Origin of the sequence: Bacillus smithii (assembly GCF_001050115.1) — a bacterium.
GTDB lineage: Bacteria > Bacillota > Bacilli > Bacillales > DSM-4216 > Bacillus_O > Bacillus_O smithii.
This window is the reverse complement of the sequence record NZ_CP012024.1, coordinates 1,964,785-1,978,532: the sequence shown is the minus strand read 5'-3', so window position 1 is coordinate 1,978,532 and position 13,748 is coordinate 1,964,785. Positions and strand designations below refer to the sequence as shown.

Below are 13,748 nucleotides of genomic sequence, written 5' to 3'. Positions count from 1 at the left end.
AAAGTATTTTCTGATTAGACTCGCTTTTGGTACAATCAAATTGCAACAGGAAGAATCGAGGTGGAGTTCTTGAAACAATATTTAGAGTTAATTGAACATGTTTTAAACAATGGAATAAAGAAAGATGACCGGACAGGCACAGGTACCATTAGTACATTTGGCTATCAGATGAGAATTTCTCTGGAAGATGGTTTTCCTCTCTTGACAACGAAAAAGCTTCATTTAAAGTCCATTATTTATGAATTGCTTTGGTTTTTGCGGGGAGATACGAATGTTCGCTATTTGCAGGAGCATGGCGTAAGGATTTGGAACGAATGGGCCGATGAAAACGGCGACCTTGGACCGATCTACGGTTATCAATGGCGTTCTTGGAGGGGTGCGGATGGCCAAACAGTGGATCAAATTTCTCAAGTGATCGAGCAAATTAAAACAAACCCTAATTCGAGACGATTGATCGTTAGTGCTTGGAACGCAGCAGAAATTGAGAAAATGGCCTTGCCTCCATGCCATGCTTTATTTCAGTTTTACGTGGCCGACGGTAAATTATCGTGTCAATTATACCAACGGTCGGCAGATGTTTTTCTTGGTGTTCCGTTTAATATTGCTTCTTACGCTCTTTTAACGATGATGATCGCTCATGTTTGCGGCTTAAAACCAGGCGAGTTCATTCATACTTTTGGAGACGTTCATATTTATTTAAACCATCTTGAACAAGTTAAGCTGCAATTAACACGCGAGCCGCGTCCGCTGCCGAAAATGATCCTAAATCCGGAAGTGAAAAATATTTTTGATTTCCAATATGAAGATTTTCGATTGGAAGGATATGATCCACATCCACATATTCCGGGTGTTGTGAGCGTATGATTTCGTTAATTGTAGCGATGGATGAAAACGGCGTCATTGGCAATGAGAACCGATTGCCTTGGCGATTGCCTGAGGATTTGAAGTTTTTTAAGCGGACGACGATGGGACATGTGATTGTGATGGGGCGAAAGACGTTTGAATCGATTGGTAAGCCGCTGCCCGGGCGAAAAAATGTGGTGCTGACCAAAAACCGCAGTTTTCGGGCGGACAACTGCACGATTGTACATTCTCCGGAAGAAGTGCTGGCGATGAACGATCAGTACGGAGAAATTTTTATTATTGGAGGAGCCGAAATTTTTCGTATCTTCCTTCCTCATGCAAAACGAATGTATATAACAAAAATCCATCACCATATTGCTGGCGATACGTATTTTCCGGAAGTGAACTGGAGCGAGTGGCGGATTGAGGAAAAGAAAAAAGGAATAAAAGACGAACAAAATCCATATGATTATGAATTCCTTCTTTTTAGCCGATCTTAAACGATTTGCAGCGGTTTCTTCCGCTGCTTTTTTAATTTCTAAAAAATCGATCAAAAAAATCATTATTTTTATAAAATTTTTAAAATACTTGATTTTGTGAATATTGTACTTCATAATTTTAATACATAACAGCGTTTGAGCAAAAAAGAATGGGGGAATTTTTGTGAAAAGGAAGTGGAAAGGGATTCTAGCTGCAGGTCTAGTCAGTACCCTGCTTTTAAGTGGATGCGGCAGCAAAGAAACAAGTAGCGGAAAAAGCGGGTCCAAACAAGAGAAAACGTATTCGATCGGTGTTACGCAAATTGTGGAGCATCCTTCTTTAAACAATGCGTTTAAAGGATTCAAGAAAGCACTGAAAGATGAGGGGATTTCGGCAAAATATGATGTTCAGATTGCGCAGGGAGACCAAAATAACAACCAGACGATTGCCAACAATTTTGCGAGCGAGGGCGTTGATTTAATTTTTGCCAACTCAACTCCTAGCGCATTAGGCGCCTTAAATGCGACAAAAGAGATACCAATCGTTTTCACGTCGGTATCTGATCCCGTCGGAAGCGGATTAGTCAAATCGATGGAAAAACCGGGAGGCAATATAACAGGTACAACGGATATGCATCCTGAAGCGATACCGAAAACGGTTCAATTTATGGCGGAACAATTTAAAGGAAAAAAAGTGGGCGTTATTTACAATGCCGGAGAGCCGAATTCAGTGGCGCAAATCAATCAAGTAAAAAAAGAAGCAAAGAAATACAAATTGGAAATAGTTCCCGTTACGGTTTCGACTTCTTCTGACGTGAAGCAAGCGGCGGAATCGCTGGTCGGCAAAGCGGATTTGCTCTATATATTCACGGATAATACCGTTGTTTCGGCATTAGAATCCGTCATCAAAGTAGCGGATGACCACGATATTCCGCTATTTGTAGGAGAACTGGATTCTGTTAAACGAGGAGGTTTCGCTGCTTATGGTTTTGAATATTATGATATAGGCTATGAGGCTGGAAAAAAGGCCGCACAAATTTTAAAAGGGGAAAAGAAGCCGGGTGACATATCCGTTGAACCACCGTCAAAGCTGAAATTAGTCATCAATGAAAAGGCGGCGAAAGCCATGAATATTCCCATCAAAGACGAGTGGAAAAAAGAAGCGGAATTGATTCAATAATGTTTGATGAACGGCAAGGGTGAACAGAGCAGTTTGTTTGACTGCTTCTTGGAGGGATGAGCATGTTTACTTCTTTGTTTGGGTCTGTAGAGGCAGGCGTCATTTACGCCATTATGGCATTGGGAGTGTACATTTCTTTTCGCATATTAGACTTTCCCGATTTAACGGTTGACGGAAGCTTCGTGACTGGAGGTGCAGTGGCTTCCGTTATGATCGTTTCCGGAATAAACCCCTTTATAGCAACAGGTTGTGCATTTCTTGCCGGCTTTTTAGCTGGATGTATAACAGGCCTCTTGCACACAAAAGGAAAGATCAATCCGCTGCTTTCCGGGATTTTAATGATGACGGCTCTTTATTCCGTTAACCTTCGCATCATGGGAAAGCCAAATGTTCCTTTACTGGCTGAAGATACGGTCATCACGATCATTTCCAAGTGGTGGAATCATCTAGGAATCGACCAAGCGATCAACCATTGGCTGGAGTTGGCGGGTCTTGGCGCATATGTTCCGAAAACGTGGGGTATATTCATCATTATGCTAGTGCTGGCTTACTGTATGAAAAAATTGATCGATTGGTTTATGCGAACCGAAATTGGTTTAAGCATTCGTGCTGTAGGAGACAACGAAAATATGATCAAAACGTTCTCGGCGAACACTGATTGGTTGAAAGTGTTAGGACTTGGTCTTTCCAACGCATTTGTTGCTTTTTCGGGAGCATTGATCGCTCAATACAACGGTTTTAACGATATTGGCATGGGAATCGGGATGATCGTCATAGGCTTGGCGTCAGTCATTATTGGCGAAGCGATCATCGGCGACAAAACTATTATTCGAGCCACTGCGGCGGTTATCGTTGGTGCGATTATTTACCGAATCATTATTGGGCTGGCACTTCGCATTCAATTTTTCGATACGGGGGATATGAAGCTGATTACAGCTGCAATCGTAGTTCTAGCGTTAATCGTTCCACAATTGATTGAAAAGTATCGAAGACATCAAATGAAGAAGCAGCGGGTTTTGATGAGGATACGTGCAGCAACGGATCGAGGTGAAACAGATGCTGGAATTAAATCAAATCTATAAAGTTTTCTATGAAGGAACTCCTGATGAAAAAGTAGCGATACATCACCTTGATCTACAATTGAAAAAAGGGGATTTTGTCACCGTGATCGGCAGCAATGGAGCGGGAAAATCTACTTTAATGAATATCATATCCGGAAAGTTAGCTCCTGATTTGGGGATTGTACGTTTAAACGGAGTTGATGTCACCAACGTTCCTGAACATAAGCGGGCAAGGAAAATCGGAAGAGTGTTTCAAGATCCTATGGCGGGTACTTCTCCGTCCATGACCATTGAAGAAAACCTCGCTATTGCTTACAATCGTACGAAAAGACGTACATTATCGATCGGAGTGACTAAAAAAAGAAAAGAACTGTTTAAAGAAAAATTGCAAATGCTGGAATTGGGATTGGAAAATCGGCTGCAAGCAAAGGTGGGGCTTTTATCAGGTGGGGAACGGCAAGCCTTGTCTTTGTTAATGGCTACATTTACGGAACCCGAAATTTTATTGCTCGATGAACATACTGCAGCCCTTGATCCATCTAGAGCGGAACTGATCACCCACCTAACGAAAAGGATCGTCGAAACGTTCCATTTGACGACTCTCATGGTGACGCATAATATGCAGCAAGCTATCGATCTCGGCAATCGCTTAATTATGATGGACAAGGGACAAATTATTTTTGAAGCCGATGAAAAAGAAAAAAGGACATTAACGGTCGAAAAACTGTTGGAAGAATTCCAGAAGATAAAAGGTGAAAAATTGCTCAACGACCGCACGATTTTGGCGTAAACAGATGGCTGCTGCTTTTCCTTCGATAAAGAACATGGAGGTCTTTTTTCCAAATTTTTTTAAAAAGAAAAAGGCTAGTTGTATAATCAAATGCAACAAGCATAAAAAATGAAAAACCATAGATAAACCACGTATGATTAAGTCGACTAAAACAATATCGATACGGAGGATTTATCTATGGCAATTACTAATTCTACCATAGGAGCTCGGCATTTCAAACACTTAACGGCTTATGACCGTGGGAAAATTGCGGCCTTACACGCTGCTGGTAAGACTCAACAGGAGATTGCAGATTATGTTGGTTGTCACAAAAGCACCATCTCCCGTGAGTTAAGAAGAGGTACAGTGCCACAAAGAAAAAGCAACGGGAAAATTGTTCATGTCTATTTTCCAGACACAGGTCAACTTCTCTATGAGAGAAACAGGAAAGCCTGTGGCCGCAAGCTAAAACTAGACGATGCCATCGAGTTTATTAAGTATGCCGAAACTCAGATCCTTGATAAGAAATGGTCTCCTGATGCGGTATGTGGGAGAGCCAAACGTGATGGGAAATTCAAAGACAAAATGGTTTGCACCAAGACCCTTTATAACTATATTGATCTAGGACTTATAGGCGTTAAAAACATTGACCTACCTATGAAAATTACCCTGAACACCAAGAAAAAACGTAACCGGAAGAATAAGAAGATCTTAGGACGCAGTATCGATGAGCGACCAATTGAAGTCAATGAACGCCAAGAGTTTGGTCACTGGGAAATTGATACGGTTATAGGCAAGAAGACTAAAGATCAGGCCTTATTGACTCTTACTGAGCGCAAAACCCGTAAAGAAATAATTTTGAGAGTGACAGCCAAGGATAGTCTATCCGTTTCAGAAGTCATATCTCAGTTGAAAGTGTCTTATGGTAATCGGTTCTCTAAAGTGTTTAAAACCATTACGGCTGATAACGGTTCTGAATTTGCTGACCTCGGCCTTAGTGTTGAAAAAGATCTAACAGAGGTTTATTTTACACACCCTTACACATCCTGTGAACGAGGAACCAACGAGCGTCATAATGGCCTTATTAGGCGCTTCATACCAAAGGGGAGACCCATTTCCTCTGTGGCAGACGAAACCATTACCTATGTTGAAAATTGGTGTAACCATCTTCCAAGGAAGATCCTCAATTATCGTACACCTGAGGAGTGTTTCCAAATAGAGTTAGCTGGCTTAGCTTCTTAACCTTAAGCCAGCTAACCCAAAGGGTTGGTTTTTAGCAACTTGACAAAGAGCCTCTGCGGGCATGGCTACCAGCCATGAAGCCAGGTATACGGTACTGGCTGGGCCAACCAGGCTACCATGCCCGCCACTCCACGTCAAGTCGCGCAGAGTGTCCCGATTCTACTTAATCATGGGTTATCTGGTCTTTCAATACTTGTTGCATTTAATATTGCAATTTAAGTTAAAAAGAAAAAGAAAAAGAAAAGAAATTTTTTAGGTCATTATGCATTCTTTTAAGCTCAAAATGGAGTATAATAAAAATAAACGGGTTAAAAGAGGATGATATTTTGATACTCAAAGCGATTGAGTTTCAGACAAAGAAAGGCCAAAGGGTAAAAATCAGTGAAATTCCTGTATTGGAGGAGGATAACCCTTTCTATGTTGGCGTAAGAATTCGTTTAGAGACCATGATGACCAGAATCTACTATGCTCAGAATCCACGGCCGTTCTATTCGTTTCGCGATTACTTGAAAAAAGTTTTAAGATGGCCGGATTATGAACAACTATACGGATCCAGTATCCTGAAAAACAATGCATAATCCTATTTTTCAATTATACAAAATCAAAAGACATTTGCGGATATGATTCCACGTTTTGTGCAAATGAATCTACAAAGAGTGCAGGAAGCCATGCACTCTTTTTTGTATGTGCGCCCGGCATGTACATGAACTATAGGGTGTAAGTCCCGAACCCCGAAGACAGAAGTAGAGGTTAGCCAAGAGCAAGGGTGTCCGTGGTGACGCGGAATCTGAAGGAAGCTGGAGGCAAAACACCGGTCCGAGGAACACGAACCTCATATAAGGCTAGGTATGATTGAGTGAGTTTGCATAACAAAACAAAGCTCTTTCTGTCGAAGGTCATATCGAGTAAATGAGGCGGATAGATGGTGTGAAAGTGCATGTACTTACCCGGGGAGGTCTGGCGGATATGTGAAGTACTCTTCATAACCTACTTAGTGATAAGTAGCTGAACCGTCAGAAGTCAGCAGAGGTCATAGTATTAGTTGGTCTAGAACAACTAAGAAGGACCGAACAATTAAGAGAGAATAGCCCTTGGTATTCAGTGAGTCATGATGAACACAGAAAACGTAGTACCTCACTTGAGGGAGGAAGCGGTGAATCCCGTGGGAGACCTCTTGGAGGGTGGAGTGACCACTGGCATAAAGAGAACAGCTATTCACGGAAGTTATAAAGACTTGCGTCAATTATCTTAATTGAACCGCCGTATACGGAACCGTACGTACGGTGGTGTGAGAGGACGGGAGTTAATCGCTCCCTCCTACTCGATTTTGTCTGTATGGATAGATATATGGTATGAATTATTTCACCATTTCCTTTCCTTATTCATCCTATGAAGTATACGACATTATTTTGGCCATTTGGTAATGTCCTTTCTATGAAACGCAAGGGGCTGCTTTTAACAGAATCATCAATCAACATGGTGATTGTGTACGGCACAGTCGTTGCAATCGTAATGACGCAGAGCCTTTTCCGACGTTTCCGGATGAGTTTTGGAAAATGAGGAAATGTTTTGAATTGTTCATTCTTCGGTTTGAAACGAAGGGAGTGTTTTGGTTGAAAAGGTGGTTTGGCTGCATCGATTTGGAGTTAATACCCGAAATGGTACGGAAATCTTATTTAGGAAACTTTTTATCGTGTTATAATAAAGTGAAACTTTTCCGTTATGAACATCATAATATGTTATTTTCATAGTGGAACCCACAGCTAAGATTTTATCTGCAGCGAGGTGAGACCATTCAGTGAAATCGGCAGCCTATATTTTCTTCGCTTTTCTTTTGCTTTTTCCGGTAGCCGGTTGTTCCTATATAGGAGGATCCGAAAAAACGGTTCAGTCACAAACCGAAAAAGTGGTACCTAAAGATTTGAAGGTGGTTGCCATTGGGGATTCCTTAACCCAAGGGGTAGGTGACAGTACGAATAAAGGTGGTTATATTCCCTATTTGAAAAAAGACTTGGAAAAATTGAAAATGGTAAAAAGTGCTAAATTTCAAAATTATGGAATTAAAGGGACGAGATCAGATCAGCTGCTCGAACGCTTAAAGACAAGGCAAATGAAATCAGCCATAGAAAAAGCGGATATGGTATTTATTACAATCGGTGGAAATGATGTAATGAAAATCCTTCGAGATCATTTCATGGATTTAAACGCAAACGTGTTTCTACAAGAAGAAAAGCCTTATCAACAGCGGCTGTTTGCCATTTTCAAGACAATACGTCAATACAATCCTCATGTAGGGATCGTCCTTATCGGTATTTACAATCCATTTTTAGAATGGTTTTCCGATATAAGGGAAATTAATCAAGTGATTTATCATTGGAATGCAGCCAGCAAACAAGTGGTAAAAAAATTTCCTCACGCCGTTTTTGTTAGCATTGATGATATTTTTTACCGTCAAAAAGAAAATTTATTATTCAATGATCATTTTCATCCGAATGATCAAGGGTACCAATTGATGGCTAATCGGATCTATCAAACTATCAAAGGGAGAAAGCTAGAAGAATTAACAAATGGGAAAATAGTGTTAGAGAAAGAGGAGAAACAGTAAATGAGTGCAAATAAGTGGAAAAGAGCTTTTTTTCTTTTATTAGGCTTGGTCCTTTTCATCATCATCGTCTTCATCGGCCTTATTTTCTGGCCAGTGGATCAAGGAGAAATTCCTAAGGAAAAAAACGTAGGCAAAACGATTCCATTTCACTTGGAAACGAATAAAGAGGATCTGAATAAAGTGATTAACTCGTATATTGCGAAAGAAAAAGGAGACACTCCCATTGATTATTATGTGAATCTAAAGGACGATGTCGAATTAACCGGAAAATTAGACCTTTTTTCTACATCGGTTCATTTTAATATGACGTTTGAACCGAAAGCGTTGAAAAATGGAGATATCGTATTAAAACAAAAGGGAATGTCGCTTGGCGAGTTACATTTGCCGCCTTCCTATGTACTGAAAATTGCCCAAGAATCATATCATTTTCCGGATTGGGTACGGATATTCCCTAACCAAAAAATGATTTATGTCTCCACAAAAAGAATGAATCTGAAGAACAATGTCAGCATACGGGTAAATGAATTTAATCTTCCTAAAGATCGAATCTCGTTCACATTGCTCGTTCCCGTGCAATGAATGAAAAAAAGACGACAGTCATCAAAAAAGGAAAATGATTGCTCTCCTTTTTGATACAAGAGGAAAACTGACATGAAACCATACAAAACCGCTCCTTTAAATGGAGTGGTTTTTTAAATTCGCACCAACTGTTTGACGACAATCTTATACTACTACTAGTACCGTTTTTCCGTTCCTTTTTTGACAGACCGTTCTTAGTTTGTCTGAATGAAGAAAAGTATTGCGGAAAACACTTCTATTATTCCTTCCACATTAACGATCCATAAATCAATCACAGTGGTTGGAACTAATTTTTGGATAGGAGTGTTGGGTTGAGTTGAAAGCTGTAACCTATCAAGGGCCTAATCATGTAGAGGTAAAACAAGTAGAGGATCCAAAAAATCAAAAAAAGACGATGTGATTGTTCGAATTACAACTACCGCCATTTGCGGGTCAGACCTTCATCTCTATCAAGGAAACTCTTCGTTGCCGAAAGGTTACGTGATTGGTCATGAACCAATGGGCATTGTGGAAGAAGTTGGTCCTGAAGTGACGAAAGTAAAAAAGGGAGATCGGGTCGTCGTTCCTTTTAATGTTGCTTGCGGCCATTGCTTTTATTGTGAACACGGCATGACGAGCCAATGCGATAATTCCAATGAATATTATGATTCAGGGGGGTACTTCGGCTTTGGAGAAAAGTACGGAAACCATCCAGGAGGTCAAGCTGAATATTTAAAAGTCCCTTTTGGAAATTTTACTCCTTTTGTGATCCCAGAATCGTGTAAATTAGAAGATGAATCTCTTCTCTTTTTATCCGACTTGCCTACTGCTTACTGGAGTGTGGAAAATGCCGATGTGAAACCGGGTGATACCGTTATCGTTCTTGGCTGTGGACCTATCGGATTGATGGCGCAAAAGTTCGCCTGGATGAAAGGCGCTAAACGCGTGATAGCTGTTGATTATTTGGATTATCGCTTAGAACACGCAAAAAAGATCAATCATGTTGAGGTGTTTAATTTTGCTGAATACGATGATATGGGGGAATACCTAAAGGAAATCACCCGAGGAGGCGCAGACAAGGTGATTGACGCCGTCGGTATGGACGGAAAAAAACACCGATTGAATTCGTGGGGCAAAAATTGAAGCTGCAAGGCGGAACCCTTAGTCCTTTGAAAATTGCTGCAAAAGCTGTCAGGAAAAACGGTACGATTCAAATTACGGGAGTATATGGGGGCAACTACAATAATTTTGAATTAGGCGCCTTATGGATAAAAAATATTACCATTAAAATGGGGCAAGCACCGGTCATTCCGATTATGCCGAAACTATTTGAAAAAATAGTGAAGAAAGAATTTGATCCGAAAGAGATTATTACTCATAAAGTATCCCTTGACGAAGCACCCAATGCTTACAAAATATTTAATGATCATCAAGATCATTGCATTAAAGTAGTTCTGAAACCGTAAAGACAACGAAAGGCAGCATTCCTTTTCATAAGGATGGCTGCCTTTTAAAAACATGAATATAAAAAACTAAGCAACGTCTATTCAAGACAGTCTTAAACCTTTTGGATAAAAATTTTTGATGATTCCTTTTGCTTCCTTGCCCCAGCCTAGCGGGAAGCCATGAATGGTTAACAGTATCCAGCCCCGGTCTTTTCCGGTTTGAATCGTTTCTCCGTGCAAATAGCGTTCCCAAAGCGTTCCGTTTTGTTCGAGTTCGAAATGGTGCCGTACATCCTTTGTTTGGACGGCAAGCGCCAGAGAGTGGTGCGGCTCAAAACGGTTTTTCTTAAATTCTCCAATAGGAAGTCCTATTCGGACAGTCTTTAACGATGACAAATCCGGCATTCGTTCCGGCACAAAATATAAGCGGTCATTTTTCAAAAAAAGCCGGTCCCATTCGAAAGGAAAGTGAACAAAGGTTTGTTCGATAAATTGTTGAAACAGTTTGGCTTGTGCCCTAGGCAACTTTGCCCCTTTCATGATGGGGGCGGAATGTTCATTTCCTCCTGTTTTCCGTAATTTTGCAACGAAGTGTCCTTCTCCTTGGAGATGGTGCGGCCAAAGGCGAGCCGTCTTTGCAATGTCGGAAAAATGCGTCTTAGTCCATTCCGGACGACCGGGGGAAACACCATGACTGTGTGGAATCGGCAATATTTCCATCTCAGGAAACGTATTGACAAATTGTTCAATGGTTTGCTCGTTTTCCTCCGGAGAAAAAGTGCACGTCGAGTAGAGAAGAATGCCTCCTTTTTTCAACATGGCATAAGCGTGAGACAAAATTTCCAGCTGCAAATGATGACACGACTCCACATAATCGCCGCTCCAATATTGGCAGCTTTCCGGGTCCTTTCGAAACATCCCTTCTCCAGAACACGGAGCGTCCACGATGATTTTATCGAAACATTCTTCAAACTGAGTGGAAAGGTTTTCCGGGGTCTCATTTATCACGGCCGTGTTTGTCAGTCCGAAACGCTCGACGTTTTCTGATAATGCTTTGACCCTTTTGGCCGAAATTTCGTTTGATAGCAAAACCCCTTCGTTTCCGAGCCGTGCGGCAATGGCAGTGGTTTTTCCCCCCGGTGCTGCACATAGATCGAGAACCATATCTCCTTGTGATAGTTCGAGCTGCTCTGCCACAAACATGGCACTTGGTTCTTGTATATAATATAGGCCGGCTGCATGATAAGGATGCTTTCCTGGAGCATCTTCCCGGCGGTAATAATAGCCATTTTCCACAAAGGGAATTTTATTCATCGCAAACGGAGAAATTTCCTCCCATTGTTCGAAAGAAACTTTTAACGGATTAATACGCAGGCCGGATGTTTTTTCTTGTTTATAGGTAGCGAAAAATGCTTCGCTTTCTTCTTTCAGCAATGTTTTCATTTTTTGAAGAAAGTCGGAGGGCAGATAATCCATGAGAGGGCTCCTTTCTTTTGCCTAATAAGCCCCGGCTTGCCGGGTTTTCCCGTCGCCAAAGACAAACATAATGCTATTATGTTTTTTGGAAAAAAGCAATAGGAAAGCGGCGGGACAGCCGGCCGCTAATGGTCGATGATTAACAGAAAATCAACAGGTATCTCGCTGTTTGAGGAGCCCGTGCATATCAGCGTGTAAATCCGCCCCGGATCCAGGAGTATTTCCAGTATAGAAGAATAAGACCCGTTCGCCAGTTTGAAAGTAAACTCGGCAGTCATGGGCGTCATTCCGATATATTCGGTTGCCTCTTTAAATGAAACGTCTTGAAAAAAGAGGTCGCCGGTTTCGGTCACTACATCGATCGGCGGAGAATCAGGTGATAAATGAATAAAACGCAGCTTTGTTTCGTGGCGGGGAACAAAGGAATCACTCGGATATCGAATCAATTTTACTTTTTTCTGCATCCCGCATACGGCCAATAACACATGATCTCCAGGATATAATAGAATTTTTTCGCTGATTAATGGATCCCACGTTTTATCGGAGGGATATATGTCGACGAAATAAAGGCCGGGAGAAAAAAGTATCGTTTCGCTGATTTGTTGAAAGGTCAGCCGGCGCATAAGCATACGTTCATTTACATAAATGTCCAATTTCTGCGAATCGGGAGAAGCATGAAAAAAGCGGATATGCGCTAGAGGAGGAGAAGAGGCTAGCAGTTTCGAAGCTATATGATATTTTGGATAATTAGGGAAAAGCGTTTTTCGTTCTAAGTTTTGATCAGAACGAAAAAAATAGTTGCGATTTTTCATTTTTTCACCTCCACTTTCAAAGTCATTGTACGCCGGCGAGAAGTGTGATATGCCCGTCATTTAAACCTTTAAATGAAAATGAATTTCCACTTTCTCTGAATATGTAATGAGAAGCCTTTTAATTGGATATCACAGGTTAACGAAAACGTTGGATTGATCGGAAAAATTTTGTTTCTATTAAAAGAAATGGGAATCTTTCCATGTCCGGTTGCTTTGCTTTTCTTTTTAAGAAAAAACGCTAAAATAAGTAGCAGAAGGTATTTTGAAAGAAAACGAGGTGAAGGACCGATGACCAACGAAAAACGTTTAGAAAAAGCGACATTTGCAGGTGGCTGTTTTTGGTGTATGGTCAAACCGTTTGACCAACTGCCGGGAATTGAAAAAATCTTTTCTGGATATACAGGCGGCCATAAGCCAAATCCTACGTATGAAGAGGTTTGCAGTGGAACGACAGGGCATCGTGAAGCGGTAGAAATCACTTATGATCCTGAACTTTTTCCTTATGAAAAATTGCTCGATATTTTCTGGATGCAAATTGATCCAACCGATGACGGCGGTCAATTTTATGATCGGGGATCTTCGTATAAAACAGCCATCTTTTACCATAATGAAGAACAGCGTAAACTAGCAGAGCAGTCAAAAAGAAAGCTTGAAGAAAGCGGTAAATTTTCTCAACCGATTGTAACAGAAATTTTGCCGGCAAAACCGTTTTATCCTGCAGAAGACTACCATCAGGATTTTTATAAAAAATTTCCTCTCAGATACAACGCTTATGTGATCGGATCCGGGCGGGAACAGTTTATCAAAAACCATTGGGGGGATCATGAAAATGAAGAATAAAGAAGAATTAAAAAAACAACTTACTCCGATTCAATACGAAGTAACGCAAAATCAAGGAACAGAACCGCCTTTTCAAAATGAATATTGGGATCACTTTGAAGATGGCATTTATGTCGATATCATCTCCGGAAAGCCGTTATTCAGCTCGAAGGATAAATATGACGCTGGCTGCGGTTGGCCTAGTTTTACAAAGCCGATTGACGAAAAAGAGATGGTCGAAAAAGCAGATTTTAGCCATTTTATGATCAGAACGGAAGTACGGAGCAAAACAGCTGATTCGCATTTAGGACATGTTTTCAATGATGGTCCAGCACCGACAGGCCTTCGCTACTGCATTAATTCCGCCGCTCTTCGATTTATTCCGAAAGAGAAAATGGCCGAAGAAGGATACGCTGATTATTTATATTTGTTTGAGGATAAAGAAGAGAAAGGATGAAC

Annotated in this window: 13 protein-coding genes and 1 pseudogene; 12 read left to right on the top strand and 2 right to left on the bottom strand. The window is 41.0% G+C overall.

Features of this window, described 5'->3' with window-relative positions; all coding sequences use genetic code 11:
- The first annotated feature begins 69 nt into the window (after positions 1–69).
- The 10 genes and pseudogenes from BSM4216_RS09225 (at position 70) to BSM4216_RS09180 (ending at position 10,203) form a co-directional block, all read left to right on the top strand.
- Complete coding sequence (locus tag BSM4216_RS09225; RefSeq protein ID WP_048624472.1) at positions 70–864, top strand: thymidylate synthase; 795 nt, start codon at positions 70–72, stop codon at positions 862–864.
- Positions 861–1,343, top strand: a complete 483-nt coding sequence (locus BSM4216_RS09220) for a dihydrofolate reductase (RefSeq protein WP_048623521.1) — start codon at positions 861–863, stop codon at positions 1,341–1,343. Before BSM4216_RS09225 ends, BSM4216_RS09220 begins: the two co-directional genes overlap by 4 nt.
- Before the next feature lie 163 nt (positions 1,344–1,506).
- Complete coding sequence (locus BSM4216_RS09215) at positions 1,507–2,502, top strand: ABC transporter substrate-binding protein (RefSeq protein WP_048623520.1); 996 nt, start codon at positions 1,507–1,509, stop codon at positions 2,500–2,502.
- A 62-nt stretch (positions 2,503–2,564) separates the two neighbouring features.
- On the top strand, positions 2,565–3,584 hold the full coding sequence (locus tag BSM4216_RS09210) for an ABC transporter permease (RefSeq protein WP_048623519.1): 1,020 nt from the start codon (positions 2,565–2,567) through the stop codon (positions 3,582–3,584).
- Positions 3,559–4,353 carry an ABC transporter ATP-binding protein gene (locus BSM4216_RS09205; protein ID WP_003354934.1) on the top strand — a complete coding sequence of 265 codons (795 nt, stop codon included), beginning with the start codon at positions 3,559–3,561 and terminating at the stop codon, positions 4,351–4,353. Before BSM4216_RS09210 ends, BSM4216_RS09205 begins: the two co-directional genes overlap by 26 nt.
- 177 nt (positions 4,354–4,530) lie before the next feature.
- Positions 4,531–5,574, top strand: a complete 1,044-nt coding sequence (locus BSM4216_RS09200) for an IS30 family transposase (RefSeq protein ID WP_048622401.1) — start codon at positions 4,531–4,533, stop codon at positions 5,572–5,574.
- A 326-nt stretch (positions 5,575–5,900) separates the two neighbouring features.
- Complete coding sequence (locus tag BSM4216_RS09195; protein ID WP_003354935.1) at positions 5,901–6,152, top strand: DUF2535 family protein; 252 nt, start codon at positions 5,901–5,903, stop codon at positions 6,150–6,152.
- 1,220 nt (positions 6,153–7,372) lie between these two features.
- Positions 7,373–8,179 carry an SGNH/GDSL hydrolase family protein gene (locus tag BSM4216_RS09190; RefSeq protein WP_003354936.1) on the top strand — a complete coding sequence of 269 codons (807 nt, stop codon included), beginning with the start codon at positions 7,373–7,375 and terminating at the stop codon, positions 8,177–8,179.
- The gene (locus BSM4216_RS09185; RefSeq protein ID WP_003354938.1) at positions 8,180–8,758 is read left to right on the top strand and encodes a YpmS family protein; all 579 of its coding nucleotides are present in this window, start codon (positions 8,180–8,182) and stop codon (positions 8,756–8,758) included.
- A gap of 316 nt (positions 8,759–9,074) precedes the next feature.
- A pseudogene (locus BSM4216_RS09180) lies at positions 9,075–10,203 on the top strand (zinc-dependent alcohol dehydrogenase).
- 81 nt (positions 10,204–10,284) lie between these two features.
- On the opposite strand, the gene BSM4216_RS09175 reads toward BSM4216_RS09180, so the two are convergent.
- Both BSM4216_RS09175 and BSM4216_RS09170 read right to left on the bottom strand, forming a co-directional pair.
- Positions 10,285–11,658, bottom strand: a complete 1,374-nt coding sequence (locus BSM4216_RS09175; RefSeq protein ID WP_048623518.1) for an RsmF rRNA methyltransferase first C-terminal domain-containing protein — start codon at positions 11,656–11,658, stop codon at positions 10,285–10,287.
- 125 nt (positions 11,659–11,783) lie between these two features.
- Positions 11,784–12,470: a DUF4397 domain-containing protein gene (locus tag BSM4216_RS09170; RefSeq protein ID WP_048623517.1), complete on the bottom strand. Its 687-nt coding sequence runs from the start codon at positions 12,468–12,470 to the stop codon at positions 11,784–11,786.
- A gap of 288 nt (positions 12,471–12,758) precedes the next feature.
- On the opposite strand from BSM4216_RS09170, the gene msrA reads away from it, so the two are divergent.
- Both msrA and msrB read left to right on the top strand, forming a co-directional pair.
- Positions 12,759–13,310, top strand: coding sequence for a peptide-methionine (S)-S-oxide reductase MsrA (gene msrA / locus BSM4216_RS09165; RefSeq protein WP_048624471.1), 552 nt, complete (start codon positions 12,759–12,761; stop codon positions 13,308–13,310).
- A complete protein-coding gene (gene msrB / locus BSM4216_RS09160) occupies positions 13,300–13,746 on the top strand; it encodes a peptide-methionine (R)-S-oxide reductase MsrB (RefSeq protein WP_048623516.1) in 447 nt (148 codons plus the stop codon). The genes msrA and msrB overlap by 11 nt, the downstream gene beginning before the upstream one ends.
- The last annotated feature ends 2 nt before the right edge of the window (positions 13,747–13,748 follow it).

Bases quoted from the DNA above. Each gene is read 5' to 3' on its own strand.
- BSM4216_RS09220 (WP_048623521.1), top strand. From the start codon at position 861: ATGATTTCGTTAATTGTAGCGATGGATGAAAACGGCGTCATTGGCAAT.
- BSM4216_RS09210 (WP_048623519.1), top strand. From the start codon at position 2,565: ATGTTTACTTCTTTGTTTGGGTCTGTAGAGGCAGGCGTCATTTACGCC.
- BSM4216_RS09205 (WP_003354934.1), top strand. From the start codon at position 3,559: ATGCTGGAATTAAATCAAATCTATAAAGTTTTCTATGAAGGAACTCCT.
- BSM4216_RS09200 (WP_048622401.1), top strand. From the start codon at position 4,531: ATGGCAATTACTAATTCTACCATAGGAGCTCGGCATTTCAAACACTTA.
- BSM4216_RS09185 (WP_003354938.1), top strand. From the start codon at position 8,180: ATGAGTGCAAATAAGTGGAAAAGAGCTTTTTTTCTTTTATTAGGCTTG.
- BSM4216_RS09175 (WP_048623518.1), bottom strand. From the start codon at position 11,658: ATGGATTATCTGCCCTCCGACTTTCTTCAAAAAATGAAAACATTGCTG.
- BSM4216_RS09170 (WP_048623517.1), bottom strand. From the start codon at position 12,470: ATGAAAAATCGCAACTATTTTTTTCGTTCTGATCAAAACTTAGAACGA.
- msrA (WP_048624471.1), top strand. From the start codon at position 12,759: ATGACCAACGAAAAACGTTTAGAAAAAGCGACATTTGCAGGTGGCTGT.
- msrB (WP_048623516.1), top strand. From the start codon at position 13,300: ATGAAGAATAAAGAAGAATTAAAAAAACAACTTACTCCGATTCAATAC.